This is a genomic window from Lysinibacillus parviboronicapiens, assembly GCF_003049605.2.
Lineage (GTDB): Bacteria > Bacillota > Bacilli > Bacillales_A > Planococcaceae > Lysinibacillus > Lysinibacillus parviboronicapiens.
Window position 1 is genome coordinate 3,140,666 of sequence record NZ_CP073713.1, and the last position, 18,423, is coordinate 3,159,088.

General features: G+C 36.8%; 18 protein-coding genes. 6 read left to right on the top strand and 12 right to left on the bottom strand.

Annotated elements, in window-relative coordinates:
* Positions 1 to 88: 88 nt before the first annotated feature.
* The 4 genes from C9J31_RS15135 to C9J31_RS15150 all read right to left on the bottom strand — a co-directional run bounded on the left by C9J31_RS15135 (position 89) and on the right by C9J31_RS15150 (position 4,830).
* Positions 89 to 646, bottom strand: coding sequence for a hypothetical protein (locus tag C9J31_RS15135; RefSeq protein ID WP_107924578.1), 558 nt, complete (start codon positions 644 to 646; stop codon positions 89 to 91).
* Between the two features lie 276 nt (positions 647 to 922).
* On the bottom strand, positions 923 to 3,100 hold the full coding sequence (locus C9J31_RS15140) for a bifunctional diguanylate cyclase/phosphodiesterase (RefSeq protein ID WP_107950201.1): 2,178 nt from the start codon (positions 3,098 to 3,100) through the stop codon (positions 923 to 925).
* A gap of 268 nt (positions 3,101 to 3,368) precedes the next feature.
* Positions 3,369 to 4,070 carry a tetratricopeptide repeat protein gene (locus tag C9J31_RS15145; protein ID WP_107950203.1) on the bottom strand — a complete coding sequence of 234 codons (702 nt, stop codon included), beginning with the start codon at positions 4,068 to 4,070 and terminating at the stop codon, positions 3,369 to 3,371.
* A gap of 280 nt (positions 4,071 to 4,350) precedes the next feature.
* The gene (locus C9J31_RS15150; protein WP_107924575.1) at positions 4,351 to 4,830 is read right to left on the bottom strand and encodes a thioredoxin family protein; all 480 of its coding nucleotides are present in this window, start codon (positions 4,828 to 4,830) and stop codon (positions 4,351 to 4,353) included.
* A 195-nt stretch (positions 4,831 to 5,025) separates the two neighbouring features.
* Between C9J31_RS15150 and C9J31_RS15155 the strand changes: the two genes are divergently transcribed.
* Entirely contained in the window at positions 5,026 to 7,338 is a 2,313-nt protein-coding gene (locus C9J31_RS15155; protein ID WP_107924574.1) for a YhgE/Pip domain-containing protein, read from the top strand.
* Between the two features lie 80 nt (positions 7,339 to 7,418).
* On the top strand, positions 7,419 to 7,928 hold the full coding sequence (locus C9J31_RS15160) for a PCYCGC motif-containing (lipo)protein (protein WP_107950205.1): 510 nt from the start codon (positions 7,419 to 7,421) through the stop codon (positions 7,926 to 7,928).
* A 36-nt stretch (positions 7,929 to 7,964) separates the two neighbouring features.
* Here C9J31_RS15160 and C9J31_RS15165 read toward each other — a convergent pair whose 3' ends face one another.
* The 3 genes from C9J31_RS15165 to C9J31_RS15175 all read right to left on the bottom strand — a co-directional run bounded on the left by C9J31_RS15165 (position 7,965) and on the right by C9J31_RS15175 (position 10,107).
* Entirely contained in the window at positions 7,965 to 8,501 is a 537-nt protein-coding gene (locus C9J31_RS15165) for an isochorismatase family protein (protein ID WP_107950207.1), read from the bottom strand.
* 123 nt (positions 8,502 to 8,624) lie between these two features.
* Positions 8,625 to 9,662, bottom strand: a complete 1,038-nt coding sequence (locus C9J31_RS15170; RefSeq protein ID WP_107950209.1) for a threonine aldolase family protein — start codon at positions 9,660 to 9,662, stop codon at positions 8,625 to 8,627.
* The gene (locus C9J31_RS15175; protein WP_107950211.1) at positions 9,649 to 10,107 is read right to left on the bottom strand and encodes a MarR family winged helix-turn-helix transcriptional regulator; all 459 of its coding nucleotides are present in this window, start codon (positions 10,105 to 10,107) and stop codon (positions 9,649 to 9,651) included. Before C9J31_RS15175 ends, C9J31_RS15170 begins: the two co-directional genes overlap by 14 nt.
* Before the next feature lie 240 nt (positions 10,108 to 10,347).
* Between C9J31_RS15175 and serC the strand changes: the two genes are divergently transcribed.
* Together serC and C9J31_RS15185 are read left to right on the top strand one after the other, a co-directional pair.
* On the top strand, positions 10,348 to 11,436 hold the full coding sequence (serC, locus tag C9J31_RS15180; RefSeq protein ID WP_107950213.1) for a 3-phosphoserine/phosphohydroxythreonine transaminase: 1,089 nt from the start codon (positions 10,348 to 10,350) through the stop codon (positions 11,434 to 11,436).
* Positions 11,437 to 11,874: 438 nt separating this feature from the next.
* Complete coding sequence (locus C9J31_RS15185; protein ID WP_107950215.1) at positions 11,875 to 12,291, top strand: hypothetical protein; 417 nt, start codon at positions 11,875 to 11,877, stop codon at positions 12,289 to 12,291.
* Between the two features lie 98 nt (positions 12,292 to 12,389).
* Here the strand turns inward: C9J31_RS15185 and C9J31_RS15190 are convergent, their stop codons facing one another.
* From C9J31_RS15190 to C9J31_RS15200, 3 genes are read right to left on the bottom strand one after another with little or no spacing between them, the layout of a single operon-like run.
* Complete coding sequence (locus C9J31_RS15190) at positions 12,390 to 12,800, bottom strand: Fur family transcriptional regulator (RefSeq protein ID WP_107950216.1); 411 nt, start codon at positions 12,798 to 12,800, stop codon at positions 12,390 to 12,392.
* Positions 12,797 to 13,660 carry a metal ABC transporter permease gene (locus C9J31_RS15195; RefSeq protein ID WP_107950218.1) on the bottom strand — a complete coding sequence of 288 codons (864 nt, stop codon included), beginning with the start codon at positions 13,658 to 13,660 and terminating at the stop codon, positions 12,797 to 12,799. Before C9J31_RS15195 ends, C9J31_RS15190 begins: the two co-directional genes overlap by 4 nt.
* Positions 13,661 to 13,673: 13 nt before the next feature.
* Entirely contained in the window at positions 13,674 to 14,420 is a 747-nt protein-coding gene (locus C9J31_RS15200; RefSeq protein WP_107950220.1) for a metal ABC transporter ATP-binding protein, read from the bottom strand.
* Positions 14,421 to 14,524: 104 nt separating this feature from the next.
* Here C9J31_RS15200 and C9J31_RS15205 point away from each other — a divergent pair, with 104 nt between their 5' ends.
* Positions 14,525 to 14,761: an endonuclease IV gene (locus tag C9J31_RS15205; protein ID WP_054768200.1), complete on the top strand. Its 237-nt coding sequence runs from the start codon at positions 14,525 to 14,527 to the stop codon at positions 14,759 to 14,761.
* An 84-nt stretch (positions 14,762 to 14,845) separates the two neighbouring features.
* On the opposite strand, the gene C9J31_RS15210 is transcribed toward C9J31_RS15205, so the two are convergent.
* Entirely contained in the window at positions 14,846 to 15,739 is an 894-nt protein-coding gene (locus tag C9J31_RS15210; RefSeq protein ID WP_107950222.1) for a deoxyribonuclease IV, read from the bottom strand.
* Positions 15,740 to 15,751: 12 nt separating this feature from the next.
* The gene (locus C9J31_RS15215) at positions 15,752 to 17,053 is read right to left on the bottom strand and encodes a DEAD/DEAH box helicase (protein ID WP_107924565.1); all 1,302 of its coding nucleotides are present in this window, start codon (positions 17,051 to 17,053) and stop codon (positions 15,752 to 15,754) included.
* A gap of 301 nt (positions 17,054 to 17,354) precedes the next feature.
* Between C9J31_RS15215 and C9J31_RS15220 the strand changes: the two genes are divergently transcribed.
* A complete protein-coding gene (locus tag C9J31_RS15220) occupies positions 17,355 to 18,410 on the top strand; it encodes a 2,3-butanediol dehydrogenase (RefSeq protein ID WP_107950311.1) in 1,056 nt (351 codons plus the stop codon).
* The last annotated feature ends 13 nt before the right edge of the window (positions 18,411 to 18,423 follow it).

Consider the following 18,423-nt stretch of genomic DNA (forward strand, 5'->3'; position numbering starts at 1 on the left):
TTAAAAATTTTTCTTGTACCCACTCTTTAGCTCTAGCACCCTTCAATAAAAAGACTCCACTTCAGTTTAGGAAGGGAGCCAGTCAACATTACATTAATGTCGTTTTATTAATAAGACTATCTATGTGGTAAGCAATATAGCCATTGATAATACGAATCGTTTCCTGCGGATCGGCATCAAAAAGCACCTTCGATTGTTCTGGTGTAGATACGAACACTGCCAATAAATCCATGCGCATTGAATGCCCTGCTGAACTATAAGCATAATCATAGACAATATCTTCTTCTGTTAAGCCTTCTGCTTCATACTGTTTATGGAACAATTCCTTTGCTGTCTCCATTTGTTCAGCTACTTGCTGACGAACGCGCATTTGGTGCATCAGTAGCTCCTCTTCAAGAACAGTTGGCTGTAACCACTCTTTTTTTACAAGCATTTTCATAAACTCTTGTTCCCAAGTTTGCTCATTTTCTGTGAAATATAGCATATTCATCATCAACATATCCCAAAAAGCTATCTGTGATGGCTCTGACTCTCGTTGCATCGCAATTGTCTTTTTAAAATGCTGTTCAACCTGTACAATATTCATATTTCGAACCAAATGATTACAAACATCTTCTATAAATTTATTCGCCACTTCTTGTGCCATTATAAAACCCGTCCTTTATATCTACAAATCATTTCACATCTATCATACCATGATTGTCGAACATAAATAAACGTACAACATTAAGGCTTGTATAGTTGCTTGTTAGAATAGAATGGACACGCCAGATTTAATATTTGTACTTCCAACAGCTTTTGCGTTCATTATAGTCCTTTCAATTTCAGGGCTCAAATCACCTAACGTCATTTATATTATTTCCACTGTCTACTTAACACGAAGCAGTTCAAGTAGCAAGGCTGTTTTAAAACTTTTCATTTTCTAACCTTCCACTACATTAAGCTTTTCTAAAATATTTTGTGCATTTCGTTGAATACTGTCATAGTTTTCTTGTAAAAATATTGGAAGTAGCGGTTTACTAAATAAGTAGCCTTGCACAGTTTCACAATGACTTGCTATTAGATAGGAAAGCTGTTCTACCTCCTCAATCCCTTCTGCCACTACTTTCAGTCGTAAATGCTTGGCCATAGACAAGATCATGTCAACTAACGCTTTATCAGTAGAATCGGTTTGAATTCTATGAATAAATGAACGATCAATTTTTAAACAATCGATTGGGAAATCCTTCAGATAGGATAACGATGAGTAACCTGTCCCAAAATCATCTACCGCAATTGTCACACCTAGGTCTTTAAGTTGATGCAACATAGTTGTCATATGATCAGTATTTATGGTCATGCTTTCTGTTATTTCTAGTTGTAGGTATTGAGACTCTAACTCTGTTCGCTGTAGTACATCTTGAATCATTCTAACCAGGTCGTATTGGAACAGTTGACCTAATGAAAGATTGACAGCTACTTTAATCGATGGTAAACCAGCTCGTTGCCATTGTTTCACTTGCTTACAAGCAGTCTCCAATATCCATTGTCCTATCGGAATGATTAATCCTGATTCTTCTGCAATTGGTATAAAGACACCAGGCGAAATCAACCCTTTTTCTGGATGTCTCCAACGCACAAGTGCTTCTACTGATGTAATATACCCTGTCTGTAAGTTTATCTGCGGCTGATATTCTACAAATAACTCTTGATTATCAAGTGCATGGTGTAAGTCATTTTCTAACATAAGTTTTTCCGTAATTTCACTAGACATAGAAGACTCATAGAATAAAAGACGTGTAGGTACTTTACTTGCCTCATGCATGGCATATAAGGCAAATCTAACTAATTCCTCTCCTTTATAGGAATCTTCCGGATATAAGGCAATCCCAATGTTTAAATTGCCGTTTAGTGAAAAATGTTGTACTTGGAATGTCTCTACCATGGCCTCCTGTAGCTGTTGACTAAGCTCTGTAAGATGATAGCTATTTTTCACCTCGTCTACTACAACAACAAAATAATCCTCTCTTAACAAACACAGTAGGTACTTCTCTGGTAAAACTTCTTTCAGCCTATGCGCAACCAAGCTTATCAGTTGGTCAGCATATGTACTACCAAGAGATGCTTTAATCGTGGCAATACGCTCGATCTCTATGGCCAAAATGGCCTTTTGTGATTTAGATATGTATAAATTTCGTGTTAATTTTTCCATCAAAAAACGTTCATTAGGTAAATTTGTAAACTCATTATGATAGGCCATAAAGTGCATTTTTTCTTGAGACTTTTCTAGGTTTTCTTGCGTATCTAATAACTGCTGAAACGGTTTTTCAATTGAGGAAAAATATAGCGCTCTAAAAAGAAAATAAAAAGCACAAAGTTGGAAAATATGACCGATAAAATTTTTAATATCGTACACATCACGATAAATTGTAAAAAGAATATCACTAAAAATTAAGTAAATTGCACTAGCTAGCAGTAAGAATATTATTTTGGGGACATATTTAAAATATTTGAGCAAAATGACCATAACGATGACATGAAATGCAATTGCGATATATTGCAAAGTATTTTTTAAAATCGTTGGGCCAACACCATCAATAACAAGAGGGGGCAATATGTGTGTCGGTGCATATATAAGAGCAAAACAGCCACTAATTATCAGGAAAGGTATGCTATATATCAACCAACGAGAGGATGTATGATGCTCTTTTTCCTTTACTAGAAAAATTAAAAAGCACCCGATAGATAATAGCAATCTTGCTAATATATAAAACCATGTAGCAGCGTAAGTTGTACTCTCCGTGATAAAAAACGGCATCCCTTTATAGGAGAGGGCATGTGCTAATTCAATAAAACTAATCGTTAAAAATAAAGCACCAATATAGAGAGCTCTATTTGATACAATATACCGGGAAATCAACCATGACTGAATCGCAATCGACATTGTCACAACTATAATAAGTATTTCCATCATTAAATGAATCGTGACATAATTGCTTTCGCCGAAAATCCCATAAAGTTCGTCACTCCAAAAGCTAATCATCATCAATAAAACGAATGATAGTAGGACAAATGGGACACTCTGTCTAAGAAAAGAAAAATTTTCGTTTATCTTCCACATGGTTACACCTTCCTTTCACCATTTTAAGTTATGAAACAGTTAATTATCAACATGATACATTGGAACTATTATACTATTAGATTACCATGAAATTCCGATAATTCAATTAATTAAAACGCTAGAATGTAAAAAAACAATGTAAATTGACGCTCAATCTTTCCTATTTATGCAAAAAAAGAGTTGTCTCAATTGGTATTTGAGACAACTCGAATGAAGAATAAATATGCTCTTGTTCAGCAAGTAGGAAATTTAAATTACCCTCATTTTTTTATGAAAATACATAACTATCCATATTATTAATAGTATTTTGAATCGCATCTGTTAATGATAGCTGATGTTCCCCACAGTCAGCAAGCGCTTCTTCTAATGCAATGGCTGCATTGGCCATAAACGGAGCCATTTGTAAATCTTTTGCTAATTGGATAAGAACGAGTGCCTTATTCCACTTCCAGCGCGCATTGTTTGGATCAAGAATAATTGCCTGCTCTAAATAACCGAGTGCATCAAACGGCATCCAGCCAAAGCGGTGCATTGTTTGACCCGTTATCCCCCAATACAATCCCTTATTGGGATTTTCCTTAACTGCCTGTTTGAAGCAATGTACACTTTCATTATAATGATGTGCAAATAAGAATAACTCACCCTGGGTAAAAAAGGATTGCGCCTTTTCGCTCGCTGTGCCTGTTTTCGCTATTTCCTCTAGCTCTTTTACATGCTGCGCAAACGCAGCCTCATCCTTTATAGCTCGAATTGCTACGACAGCATCGGATTCAGGATAGCTTTCATCCGCTCGTTCAGCGTGCTGTACTTCCACGATAAGTGTTGGCTTTGGATATTTCGCAAAATCATATTCTTCAAGTAAAGCAATATATTTATCAGCTAATGCCTTTTCAGGTCCATCAACTACTAGCTTTGCCATCTCATAACATTTCATCAACTCACCATTATAAAAATAATCATCCATTATCATACATCTTCCTCCAGTTTACAACTCATCAGTAATTATAGTATACACTACAAAAAACATCTCTAGATACAATGCATTTAACAAATAAAAGTCTTATTAATCAACGCATATCAACATAAACGACAAATAGACTTCCTTTCAACAGCCAAATTATAGCTAAGGAAACTATAACAGCTTTTAACTGTAGTACAATCTTTCGTCAAAAAAACTACACCTCTCATTTGTTAGAAATATCTCTAACAATGGAGGTGCAGTTTAATTTTGTACAGTCACTTTGTAATAGCTATTTTTTTAGTACCTCTGTATTTAAGAATGCGCGTAAGTCTTCTTCCTTTAACGCACCTACGAAGCGATTAACTTCTTTACCATCTTCAAAACGGATGAATGTTGGTGTGGCTTCAATCTTGTACTTATTCCATAAATCGTCATATTCATAGACGTTTAATTGCGCAATGTCGACACCTAGCTCATCTGCAATCGGCATTAATTCTGGCGTAAACGCTTGACAGTGTACACAAATCGGGCTGAAGAAATAAGCATTTACATCCTCACCAGCTTCGATTTTTGCTTCTAGCTCGTCAGGCAGCATAATATTTTGGTAATTTTCATCATCTAACTGATCAATAGTTTCTTGTTTTAATTTTTTGTCACCATACGGGTTATTTGCATTCGATAGCTTGTTGTTATTAGACACATTTGTTAGCACAATCACCGCTGCAAACAAGACAACAATAATTGACCCAATAATTAATAGCTTTTTCACTAGACTGTGTTCCTCCTTTTTTACACTAAAATCCTAGTTTTAGTGTATTCGGAATTGATTATAAAGGGTTTTGAAATCCTAGTAAACTAATTAGTCTTTCAAATTAAGTTTTTCCACAATTCAAACATAATTTAGATCTTTTTTGGAACCCTACTTACTATAATGCTCAAAATGAATATGGAGTGAAATGTTGCTATGAAACATACTATCCATCATGTTTTCCAAATTTATAAACGTGATATCCATAACATATTAACAAATTGGGTTGTTGCAGTCATTATTGGAGGTCTACTCTTTTTACCTTCTCTTTATGCTTGGCTTAATATTTATGCCTCCATGGATCCATATGCGCATACAGCAAATATGAAAATTGCTGTTGTCAACGAAGACACCGGAACAACTGTTAAGGGAGAGGATATAAACGTCGGACAAGAATTACTCGTTAATTTAAATACCAATAAAAATTTCGCCTGGCATTTTACTTCCAGGCAAAAGGCTATTGCTGAATTAAAAAACGGTGACTATTTTGCCGTAATCGTTGTCCCAAACGATTTTTCCAAAAATCTGACGTCAATACTTACTGATAAACCAACAAAAGCACATATCGATTATTATGTTAATGAAAAAATCAATCCGATTGCTCCCAAAATTACTAGTAAAGGGGCCAGTGTTCTTACTCAACAAGTGTCCAGTGAGTTTATTTCCACCGTAAACGGAACACTTTTCTCTATTTTTAATACACTTGGTATAGAAATGGAACAAGATATCCCTGACTTTAGAAAATTTGAAAACTATATTTTTACCATTGAGCAGCACCTACCAGAAATTGAATCATTTTTAAGTCAAACGGCCAAAGATGTACAACAAGCTGAAAAATTAATGAATCGAGCTAAAATGCAAATTCCTGAAGTTCAAACACTCACAAATGACGGCCTTTCAACTATACACAACGGTTTACAACTGGTAAATGATGCAGAGGCTGTGTTCACTAAATTATCGCCAATTGTCAAAAAGGATTTACAAAGCGTACAGAATTTGGCAAATCAATTTACTCAACTTTTTGAAAGACTCAATAATGCAAATTTAGACGCTTCTGGCTTATCACAAGCCAAAGAGAATCTTCAAAACCAAGTGAATTCGTCTCTACAGAAAGTGAATAGCAGCATTCAAACACTCGAAGCTTTACAAAACTTAACCTTAGCAGACTCAACAACACGAAAGCAGCTTGAAAAAGATTTACAAGCCGTTATTACTTCACTACAACAAAGCGACTCAGAAACAGCCATTTCCGAGTTGAATACTAAGCAACTGATTCAGCAGCTTGAAGCCATACAAGGCGATTTGCAAGCTAACCCTAGTTTAACCGACTATTCCTTGAACTCACTAACTGCCTTAAATCAGCTAAAATCTTTACTAACCACTCTATCTGAAAATTTACAGCAATTGGGTCAAGTAGATGAGGAGACCATAAAAAAAGACATAGCGGATGTACAACAAGTTGCACAAAACGCTGCAAATAATATAAATGAATTTCTTAGTTATTACGTCAATCAGCTAGAGCCTCAAATTCAAACGACGTTGACAACTGCAAAAAACACATTAACAAATGCATCATCCATGCTTACCAAAGTACAATCGATTATTCCACAGGCAACTCAATTAGTAACCAATGCACAAAAAACATTAACTACCGCACAAAATTCACTTACTGCTGCACAATCTGATTTTCCTACGTTAAGCAAAAAAATTATCGAACTTGCCACGAAACTGAGAACACTTGAAAATGAAGCTGATTTATCCGAAATCGTCCAATTACTAAAAAATGATGTGAATGCCGAACGCGATTTCTTTGAAGAACCCATCAAACTTGAAGAACATAGAATGTTCCCTATCGCTAATTATGGAACGGCTATGACACCATTTTATACCGTGTTATCTATTTGGGTTGGTTGTTTATTATTGATATCACTCCTTGCAGTAAATATTCATCAGACAGAACAATATAGTATTCGTGAAATATACTTTGGTCGTTTATTTACATTTGCTACTATTTCCTTTATCCAAACACTTATCATTACAATCGGTGATATTATCATATTAGACGGTTCAATTAGTGCGCCTTACTATTTTATCTTATTTGGTCTATTTATTAGCTTTGTATTTGTGACGGTTGTTTACACGCTTGTATCTGTATTTGGGAATGTTGGTAAAGCATTGGCGATTGTCATGTTGGTTTTACAAATTGCTGGCTCAGGCGGCACGTACCCTGTTGAATTATTACCAAAGTTTTTTCAATCCATCAATCCATTTTTACCTTTTACCTATGCCATTGAAATGATGCGAGAAGCAGTCGGTGGCATCATATGGACCAAAGTTTGGATAGACCTTGCTTTCTTACTATGCTTCTGGTTATTTTTCATACTGTTTGGTTTCTTCTTAAAAAAATTGCTGAGTGAAAAAATGGAACTTTTAATGAACAAAATTCGTGGTTCAGATATATTTCACTAATATTCGCCCTCGTCTTCTATATATGTACATGTGAGCGATGTTATAATGGAAGCATTGTAAACATATAGGAGGCGCTATTTTTGAAAAAGCTTATATCAATTTTTGTTATGGCCTTACTTGTTTTAAGTGCTTGTGGGGAAAAAAAACAAGTCATTGAACAAAATCTAGATGAGTCACAACGTGAAGCTTCACATGACGAACATGCACATGATTCTGGAGATATTCAAGAAGAAACTGCTGGTGCTGATGTCCTGCCATCTTTTTTAGATAGTCAATCAGAAAATATTCGATTAGTATACCAAATTGCTGGTCAATCTACCGAGATTCTAGAATGGATGCCCTGTTACTGTGGTTGTGGTGAATCCGCTGGACATAAAAGTAATTTGAACTGCTTTATTCAAGAAAAACGTGAGGATGGAACAATTGTATGGGATGATCATGGTACACGCTGCCTGGTTTGCTTAGAGATCGCCCTACAATCAGCAAAAATGCATAAAGACGGCATGAGCCTACAAGAAATTCGCCAAACAATTGATGATACTTATAAAAATGGCTATGCTAAACCAACACCAACAGCAATGCCCGCATAACAACAAAAAACTCATCATAATGATGAGTTTTTTTCTTTATTTAATAAGTTGTAATACTGTTTTGAAATGTGCATGATCCGCTCGTTGAAGTAGCTCATACAAAATCATTTCTGTACTCGTAGGCAAAATTCCAAGCGCCTTCATTTTTTCAAGACCAACCGCTTTGTTTGCCTTTGTTCTAGAAGATACGGCATCCACTACAACCTCAACTTCAAATCCTTGCTCCTTTAACTGTCTTGCAGTTTGATACACGCAAATATGTGTTTCAATACCTGTCACAATAAACTGCGTACGACCACTCGCCTTCATAGACTCAACAAAAGCAGCCTCTTGGCATGCGCTAAAAGCTATTTTAGCAATGGGTTGTCCGTGGATGTGCTGTGCAATCTCCAGCGCTGTGCCCCCTAAACGACTTGGATTTTGCTCAAGCCATAAAATAGGTATTTCTAATGCCTGCATAGCTTGCACTAATTTTGCCACATTTCCAATTACCGCTTCACTTTCATCTACAATTGTCGCTAACTTGCCTTGCACATCAACGACAACTAAACATGCATCCTCTACTGTAAACAATAACAACACCCCTTATTTTCTTATTCACGATTCATTATACAGAAAGTTACTTGATTGATGGAGAAAATTAGCTGACAATTTAATACGTAAAATAAGTTTACACATTACTCGATTCAAGTTATCCTATTTTAATCCCTTAATATCTGCTACTAGCATTTCAACATGTTCTTTTTTGGTAGCCCAACTGGTACAAAATCTCACAACACTGTGTGTAGCATCAACTTTTTCCCAAAAGGAAAAAGAATACTTTTCGCCCAATATTGCTAACACATCATTAGATAAAATAGGAAACTGCTGATTTGTTTTTGAATCATATCGTAGCGAAAAACCTTTTTCTACAAATGCTTGTCGAATCATATTCGCCATTTCCACAGCATGTTTAGAAATCTCATAGTATAAACCATCTTCAAACAACACTTCAAACTGGATGCCCAATAATCTCCCTTTTGCTAGTAATCCACCATTTTGCTTCATCAAATACCGAAAATCCTTTTTAAGGTCTTCCTTGATGATGACTACGGCTTCTCCAAACAGAGCACCTATTTTCGTTCCTCCGATATAAAACACATCACAGAGTTTTGCAATATCTGCTAATGTTAGATCACCATCTTGGGAAACTAGACCGTATCCTAATCTGGCTCCATCCATAAACAATGGTAACCCACATTCACGGCAAACTTTACTGATTTGTTCCAGTTCGGTTTTACTGTAAGTCGTTCCATTCTCTGTTGGATGGGATATGTACACTAAGCCTGGCTGTACCATATGTTCATGCGTCACATCGTCCCAATGCGCATCAAATAATTCTTTTATCTGCATTGCCTTAATTTTCCCATCATCACTCGGCAAAGTAAGTACTTTATGTCCAGTAGCTTCTATTGCACCCGTTTCATGTACGGCTATATGACCGCTATTAGCGGCTATCACTCCTTGATGGGCCCGCAATATTGAAGCGATGACCGTAGTATTCGTTTGAGTTCCACCTACTAAAAAATGAACATCTGCATTTTTAACAGCACACCTTTTTCTAATATAAGATCTAGCCTTTTCACAATGTTCATCCGTCCCATAGCCGGGTGACTGCTCTTCATTCGTTTCTACCAAACGTTGCAGAATTTGCTGATGAGCACCTTCTGTATAGTCATTTTCAAATCGTATCATTGCAATAGCCCCCCGAAGCTTCTAAATTCTTCTTAATCAACAACATCGAAGCATGTATTTCTGTAATTTGCCGTTGTGACAAACCATGCAGTAAATTTATGAGTTGTTTATCCGATTTTTCATTTAATTGATTAAATAAAGCAATGCCTTTCGCTGTCAATTGAATGACACTCGTTCTGTTATCTAACGTTGAAATTTCCTTAGTAAGTAGCCCATCTTTACTAAGCTTGGCAATAATTCTACTCATATAGCTACGATCAATATCCAGTTTTTCCACTAAATTGTTTGCAATACATGATTCCATGAAACCAATCTCTAAAACGACCCGTGCCTCTGTAAAAGAATAACTAGTATTCAACACGTGTTTATCTAATAAACTAAGAATCTTCGTATAAAACCGATTGAACTCTCGTATATCAGCTACGATAGTATCTTCTATATTCATTGTCGCCCTCCTTTTTGTGGACCTAGTCAACAAATAATTTAAGGCATTTAGTGGACAAAGTCAACATTTTTCACCATGTAGTGGACGCCTTGAATTTCGAGATATTTCTAATTGTGTGTAATTTGTGTGCGTGCCAGGCACTATTATGCTCAAATATTGAGAATTTTGTTTTTTCTCTTGAAAATTAAGTTATAATCCTATAAAGTTCATTTATTAAACAAAAACAAGGAGTGTACCATTTTGACACAACGTGCATACAATTTTAACGCAGGCCCTTCTGCACTACCACAAGAAGTATTAGAAAACGCGCAACAACAATTAGTAAACTTCCGTGAATCAGGGATGTCGATTATGGAGATGAGCCACCGTAGCGCCATTTTTGATGAAGTACATAACGAAGCAATTACACTTTTGAAAAAACTTTATGCCATCCCTGAAAACTATGAAGTACTATTCCTCCAAGGCGGGGCAAGCCTTCAATTCACAATGGTGCCAATGAACTTCTTACAGTCAAATCAAAAAGCTAGCTATGTTTTATCAGGTTCTTGGTCTGAAAAAGCCATCAAAGAAGCAAAGTTCTTCGGTACAGCTGTAGAAGCGGCAAGTACCAAAGAGAACAAATACCGCAATATTCCTGCATTAGCTGACATTCAATTCAATGAAGATGATGCTTATGTCCACATCACATCAAACAACACAATTTACGGTACACAATGGCATGACTTCCCTGAAACTGGCCACGTCCCATTAGTAGCAGACATGTCTAGTGACATCCTTTCTAAACCAGTAGATATCAGCAAATTTGGAATTATTTATGCAGGTGCTCAAAAAAATCTTGGACCTTCTGGTGTTACTGTAGTTATTATCCGTAAAGATTTACTTGAAAAAGCAAACAAAGAGATTCCAACAATGCTTAAATATACAACACATGCTGATAGCAACTCTTTATACAACACGCCTCCGACATTTGGTATTTATATGTTAGGTGAAGTGTTGAAATGGGTTGAGTCTAAAGGTGGCGTTAAAGAAATTGCCAAGCACAATGAAGCAAAAGCAAAAGTTATCTACGATGCAATTGACAATAGTAATGGCTTCTATACAGGGCATGCAACACCAGAAAGCCGTTCATTGATGAACATCACTTTCCGTGTTTCTGATGAGGAGCTAGAAAAACAATTCTTAGCTGAAGCAAAAGCAGCTGGTTTCGTGGGACTAAACGGTCACCGTTCTGTAGGGGGCTGTCGTGCATCTACTTATAATGCAGTACCTTTAGAAGCTTGTGAAGCATTACGCGACTTTATGGTAGCATTCCAAAACAAACATCAATAGTATGAAGAATGACGAATGATTTCATTACGATAATCATTCGTCATTTTTTGTTAGTGAACACAACATTCCCTGAACATTCCCGTCTTTTTTCTAAGTAGAATGTTGCATCCCTTAAATCATAAAAATTCCGACAGCTATCTCGCTTTTTGAGCCGTGCGAGAATTTCTGTAGCTATCACTTTGTTTCCAGTACAATAATACAATTGTTGAATGAGGGTAAACTTTACAAGAAAAATAGCGAGGAAAACAAATAAAAATTTTATCGTTTTATAGCATCCTTATCAGCTTAGGGATTCATACAATAGAAAAGTTTTTAAGAAAAAAATAGTTTTTCCAATCGTTTATCGGACATATTACCAATCTCCTTTCCTTCAAAAATCATAGATTATTAGTGTAAGGCGCTGCTTTACATTCACTATGGAGAAAGGAGGTCTTGAACATGGAAGATAGACGATATGGAACACATATGAACTGGGATCGTTGCAAATGCCAAAAAATGAGCAGTTGTTGTAAAAAAGAGGAAAAATGTCACTGTAAAAAAGAAGAAAAGTGCCACTGTAAAAAAGAAGAAAAATGTCACTCTCATAAAGAAGAAAAATGTCACTCTCATAAAGAAGACAAATGCGCAAACAGATTCGCTAACAATTGTAGAAGTTGTATTTGTGACCAACTAAGAAAATTAGAAGCAGGAACTTTAGTTGATATCTTCTTGTCAGGAGGTGGTAGCTTCCTTGGCTTGACATTTATTAGCTTCAGTCCACAAAATTGTTGCGCTTATTTCCTTGAAGCTGGCACAACAACTTCACCACTAATTATTGACTGTAAAAAAATTGATGCGCTTCGTAGATTATCCTAGTTAGTTGCTGAAAGATCCTCTTCATAAAGAGGTTTTTTCTTTTACAGTTATATTTACAATCCAAAAAACACTGTCAAAGATTACTTTGACAGTGTTTCTTACTTACAATTTGGACATTTTCCGTAAATCTCGAATTTATGGTTTTCAATTTCATAATTAGGAAGTTTTTCTCCAAGCATTTCCATTGGGCAAAGATGAAGCTCTTTGACATTACCACAGTCCATGCAAATAAAATGATGGTGATGATGTTCAGACTCGCATTGCATACGAAAATTACGTTCGCCAGTTAATTCCGTTTCTTCTAATATGCCTAGCTTCACAAACGTTGCCAGATTACGATAAATCGTATCAAAGCTCATGCCTGGAAAATCTTTTTTCAGCACGTCTAATAAATCACGAGCGGTTAAATATTTATCCGTTGCCGCAAACATAGCTAATATCAATTCACGTTTATCGGTTTTTTTATAGCCGTTTTCTTTTAAAATTTCCCACGCTCTTGAAATATTCACAGTGCTGCCTCCCCTTGTTTTGCCGATCGTTTAAATACTAATTTCTTGCCCACGATTACGAGTAATAATATTAAAATTGACGTGACTACAATTGTCCCACCCGGTGCTAAATCTAAATAAAATGCACTCACTAAACCAATTAATACGGCTGTTTCGCCAAAGATAATCGCATAGATAATTGTTTGTTTAAAGCCTTTTGCTAGTCGCATGGCCGCGGCCACTGGTAACGTCATCAGTGAAGATACAAGTAAAATACCAACGATACGCATGCTAGCAGCAATAACAAGCGCTGTCACAATCATAAACAATAGATGTACCCAACGTGCAGGCAAGCCACTAGCCTTTGCATACTCCTCATCAAAGGACAGCACAAATAGTTCCTTAAAGAATAAAAATAAAAAGACAATGACAACTACAGCTATCCCCACGACTACCCATAAATCCTGACGTGATACGGCTGATACAGAGCCAAATAGGTAACTCATTAAATCCGTACTAAAGCCACTTGCTAGCGAGATGAATATAGCGCTAATTCCAATCCCACCTGACATAATAATCGGAATCGCCAACTCCTCATAATGCTTATATAACCGTCGTAAACGTTCAATTAACACAGAACCACTTACTGAAGCAAATATACCTAAATAGATTGGATTAAGCATTGCAAATGTAGCAAAAGTTTGACTTACATATAAGCTACCTGCTATCCCAGCCAGTGTAACATGTGATAAGGCATCCGCAATTAATGATAATCTGCGAACTACAATGAATACACCTAGAAGTGGTGCAATGATGCCAATTAAAAGCCCTGAGAAAAAGGCGTTTTGTAAAAATTCATAGTTTAATATTGCTTCAATCATTACGCCTTCTCCTTTAGTGTATCTTTCTCACCGAATGGCCGTACCAAGCATCTAGCGCATCCTGCGAAATCGTATCAAATTCATTTTTGTAGCCATGGAAGTGAATCGTTTGATTTAAACACGCAACATGGCTAATACGGTTTGACACTGTATCAACATCATGTGTGACAAGAATCATCGTAATTCCCTGTTCCCGATTCAATTTCGCCAGCATATCATAAAATGACTGCACATTCTCATGATCGATGCCGACTGTTGGTTCATCTAAAATTAGTAGACTGGGCTCACTCACCAAAGCACGTGCAATAAAGACGCGCTGTTGTTGCCCACCGGATAATTCTCCAATATTACGATTCATAAAATCTTCCATCCCAACTGCTTGTAAAGCTTCTTGCACTTTAGCTTTCGCATCTCGGGGAGGACGTTTAAAAAGCCCTAATTTTTTTGTTAAGCCACTTTTAACAACTTCTTGTACAGTTGCTGGAAAACCAGAATTGAAGGCATTTGATTTTTGTGACACATATCCAATCCATTCGCGGTGCTTAAACGTTGCACTAGCCTCGCCAAACAACTTGATGTCACCAGACATTGGCTTTAATAAACCTAAAATAATTTTTAGTAACGTCGATTTACCTGAACCATTCGGACCAAGTAATGCTAAAAAATCTCCTTCTTCCACTCGAAAAGAAATATTTTTTAATACTTGTGTATAGTCATATTGAAATGACACGTTTTCAATTGCAATTAACGTTTTTTTCATGTTTTCGCTTCTTTCTAATTCAAAATCATTACGATTTACAAATTGTAAGTATAAATGAAAGTTCCGTTTTTGTAAAGAAACACAACTTAAGAGGAGGGTTAGCTTTGAGTATTCAATTTTTACAGCAATTATCGCAGAGTAGTGATAAGGAAATTGTGGCGATTGCACGTAGTGAAGGTTTTGAAATTAGTACTTCTGAAGTGAAAAAACTTAGACCTTATTTAGAGCAATTTTCATTTTCTTGGCTCTTTTTAGGTATTCCCAAAGATATACTTGTAGAAGTCGAAGCGGTGTTGGGAAGAAAACGTTCTCGCCAACTTATAGCCCTATTTACCAAGTAATGTGCTGTTGACCCACTAGCCATAATTGACAATAAAATAGCCCGAATCAGTAGATATATCTACTGATTTCGGGCTATTTTTTACTTATCCACGTAATGCATCGATCAGTTCAGGTTTGAATTCTTCACTACGCAACATCTCTATTTCGTACTTATAAGGTGCTGACTTCGATTTTGCATCACTATTTAATGCAACAAAAGGTGTTTCTAAAATTTTTGGTATCGCCATTAACTGTGGATGATGTACAACATATTTTAACGCATCAAAGCCAATATGACCAAAACCAATATTCTCGTGTCGATCTTTACCGGCACCACGAACATTTTTAGAGTCGTTAATGTGAAGCACTTTTATACGATTCACACCAATGATTTTATCGAACTCATTTAACACACCATCAAAATCTTCTACAATATTATAGCCAGCATCATGCGTATGACAAGTATCAAAACATACTGAAAGACGTTCATTATGTGTCACACCATCGATAATTTTTGCTAATTCTTCGAAAGAGCGACCACATTCAGTACCCTTCCCTGCCATTGTTTCTAAAGCAATTTGTACAGGGAAATCCTGTGCTAATACTTCATTCAAGCCTTCAATAATTTTCGCAATTCCTGCGTCTGGCCCTGCGCCTACATGTGCACCAGGATGTAACACAATTTGTGTAGCTTCCAAAGCTGCAGTACGTTCGATTTCAGATTGCAAGAAATCTACACCAAGGCGGAATGTTTCTGGTTTTTCTGTGTTCGCAATATTAATAATATAAGGTGCATGTACGACGATGTTTGTCATCCCATGCTCTTTCATGTGTATTAAACCATTCATAATATTGAGATCAGCGATAGCTTTACGACGTGTATTTTGTGGAGCCCCTGTATAAATCATAAAGGTATTGGCTCCATAAGAAAGTGCTTCTTTACTAGAGCCGAGCAGCATTTCTTTCCCACTCATCGAAACATGTGAGCCAAGTAGCATCAGTATACCCCCTTATTTTTTGCCACGTGCTTTTATGCGACGTTCACGTTTTTTAATTTTTTCCATTTCCCACTTCATATTACGCTTGTAGCCAGGTTTTACTTTTTTCGGCTTACGCACTAAAGATTTTGCTTTCGCATCAATTTCATTTTCGTGCTTCACGCGGTTTTTGCGGGCATGACGATCTTTCAGTTCTGTCCATTCCCCATCTTTTACGTCCTTTTGTACGAACGGAATTCCCATTTTTTCCACACGTGCTAATGCATCCTCATCAGATGGCTCGAATAATGTAATGGCAGTTCCTTTATTCCCTGCACGCGCTGTACGACCAACACGGTGAATAAAGAACTCTAAATCTTCCGGAATTTCATAGTTAATAACATGGGAAATCCCTTGAATATCGATTCCTCGAGCAGCTAGGTCAGTTGCCACGATATATTGATAATCTAAATCACGAATCTGCTTCATCATACGGCTACGTTCACGTGGCGCTAAGTCACCGTGAATTTGTCCACAACGAATACCATTTTCTGTTAAATAGCCCGCGACGTGCTCAGCTGTTTTACGTGTATTCGTAAAGATTACCGCTAAAAATGGGTTGATGCCTTCAATCACATCAAGCAAACGTTTGTTACGTGATTTTGAACGAATTGGGACTAAAACAAAGTCAATACCTTCCGCAACAGGGCGTTTGTCGTTCATATGCACGTGAACTGGTGCTTCCATATATTTTTTCAAGAATGGTTGCAGACGTTCTGGGATTGTTGCTGAGAAAACGTACATTTCAAGCTTATCCGGCATTTGGGAAGCAAAGCCATCGATATCTTCGATAAAGCCCATATCAAAAGCTAAGTCTGCTTCATCCACTACTAAAATTGGTGCCGTATGCACAAATAACGCTTGCTCTTTCACAAGATCACGAATACGTCCTGGTGTACCAACAACGATTTGTGGTTGCGTTTTTAACTTATCAATGGAGCGTTGTTTGTCCGTACCCCCAATAAATAATTTCGCTTGAATTTCTGTTCCTTCAATTAGTTGAGTTAATGCATCAAAGATTTGTTGCGCTAATTCACGTGTTGGTGAAGAAATAACAGCTTGTACCTCTTGTTTTGTCACATCGACACGTTGCACTATCGGAATTAAGAAACTATGTGTTTTCCCTGTACCCGTATGTGCTTGGCCAATTGCACTTTTTCCTTTAAGAATAAGTGGAATGATTTCTTTTTGTATTGGCGTTGGTTCTGTGAAGCCAAGTTTTGCTATTGCGTCCTGCAAAAATGGCTGAAAATTATAATCTGTATATTTTGACATATTTCGTACCTCCTAATATCTAACCTATTGTACCATGATTCGCACATTTAGGTATCCTTACGTTCTATAAACACAAGTATTATCATTAATCTCATGTATTTATCCCCGTTTCAACGCAAACCCTTATCAAACTTACTTTAAATATAGCTTTTATGCAATTAAAAAAGTGATATGTGTAAATTGAAAAGCCATGCAGGTAAATTTTTAGTAGTTTTTATGTCAATTTTCACTAACTAATGATTTGTAGAATTACCACATGTTATGATAGAAAATGTAAGATACTAGAGGAGGTTGATTTATGATGAAAGCAGCAAGATGGTATAAAGCAAGAGACATCCGAGTAGAAAACATTGAAGAACCAGTTATTGCGCCTGGAAAAGTGAAAATTAAAGTACATTGGACAGGTATTTGTGGTAGTGATTTACACGAGTACGCAGCCGGGCCAATATTTATTCCAGTTGAACAACCTCACTATGTAAGTAAAGACATTGCGCCAATAGTTATGGGTCATGAGTTTTCTGGTGAAGTTGTAGAAGTTGGCGAAGGTGTTACAAAAGTTAAAACAGGTGATCCTGTTGTGGTTGAACCTATACTTGCATGTGGTGAATGTGCTGCTTGTAAGAAAGGAAAATATAATATTTGTAAACATTTAGGATTCCACGGTCTTTCTGGCGGTGGTGGCGGCTTTTCTGAATACACAATGGTAGACGAACATATGGTACACAAAATGCCAGAAGGTCTTTCATTTGAACAAGGAGCGCTGGTAGAGCCAGCAGCAGTAGCATTACATGCCGTTCGTCAGAGTAAATTAAAAGCAGGAGACAAAGCAGCTGTTTTTGGAACAGGTCCTATTGGGCTACTTGTTATTGAAGCACTTCGCGCAGCAGGAGCATCTGAAATTTACGCAGTAGAACTTTCCGCAGAACGTGCAGTAAAAGCCATGGAATTAGGTGCTACAGCAGTCATCAATCCAAAAGATGAAGATGCAGTAGCTCGATTACATGCGTTAACAGATGGAGGCGTGGATGTTGCATTTGAAGTGACAGGGGTACCTGTAGTATTACAACAAGCCATTGACGCTACTACATTTGAAGGCGAGACGATTATCGTTTCGATTTGGGAATCAGCAGCTTCCATTCTGCCTAACAACATCGTTCTTTCAGAGCGCACTGTAAAAGGCATTATTGCTTATCGTGATATTTTCCCAGCTGTAATGGAGTTAATGACAAAAGGTTATTTCCCTGCGGACAAGCTTGTGACAAAACGTATTGACCTTGATGAAGTTGTCACAGAAGGCTTTGAAGCATTAATGAAAGAAAAAAACCATATTAAAATACTTGTAAATTCACAACAGTAGCAGAGCGAGGCAC

What these genes read in the sequence shown, in the direction of transcription:
- C9J31_RS15135 (WP_107924578.1), bottom strand. Translation starts at nt 646, where the DNA reads ATGGCACAAGAAGTGGCGAATAAATTTATAGAAGATGTTTGTAATCAT.
- C9J31_RS15140 (WP_107950201.1), bottom strand. Translation starts at nt 3,100, where the DNA reads ATGTGGAAGATAAACGAAAATTTTTCTTTTCTTAGACAGAGTGTCCCA.
- C9J31_RS15145 (WP_107950203.1), bottom strand. Translation starts at nt 4,070, where the DNA reads ATGATAATGGATGATTATTTTTATAATGGTGAGTTGATGAAATGTTAT.
- C9J31_RS15155 (WP_107924574.1), top strand. Translation starts at nt 5,026, where the DNA reads ATGAAACATACTATCCATCATGTTTTCCAAATTTATAAACGTGATATC.
- C9J31_RS15170 (WP_107950209.1), bottom strand. Translation starts at nt 9,662, where the DNA reads ATGATACGATTTGAAAATGACTATACAGAAGGTGCTCATCAGCAAATT.
- C9J31_RS15175 (WP_107950211.1), bottom strand. Translation starts at nt 10,107, where the DNA reads ATGAATATAGAAGATACTATCGTAGCTGATATACGAGAGTTCAATCGG.
- C9J31_RS15185 (WP_107950215.1), top strand. Translation starts at nt 11,875, where the DNA reads ATGGAAGATAGACGATATGGAACACATATGAACTGGGATCGTTGCAAA.
- C9J31_RS15195 (WP_107950218.1), bottom strand. Translation starts at nt 13,660, where the DNA reads ATGATTGAAGCAATATTAAACTATGAATTTTTACAAAACGCCTTTTTC.
- C9J31_RS15200 (WP_107950220.1), bottom strand. Translation starts at nt 14,420, where the DNA reads ATGAAAAAAACGTTAATTGCAATTGAAAACGTGTCATTTCAATATGAC.
- C9J31_RS15210 (WP_107950222.1), bottom strand. Translation starts at nt 15,739, where the DNA reads ATGCTACTTGGCTCACATGTTTCGATGAGTGGGAAAGAAATGCTGCTC.
- C9J31_RS15215 (WP_107924565.1), bottom strand. Translation starts at nt 17,053, where the DNA reads ATGTCAAAATATACAGATTATAATTTTCAGCCATTTTTGCAGGACGCA.
- C9J31_RS15220 (WP_107950311.1), top strand. Translation starts at nt 17,355, where the DNA reads ATGAAAGCAGCAAGATGGTATAAAGCAAGAGACATCCGAGTAGAAAAC.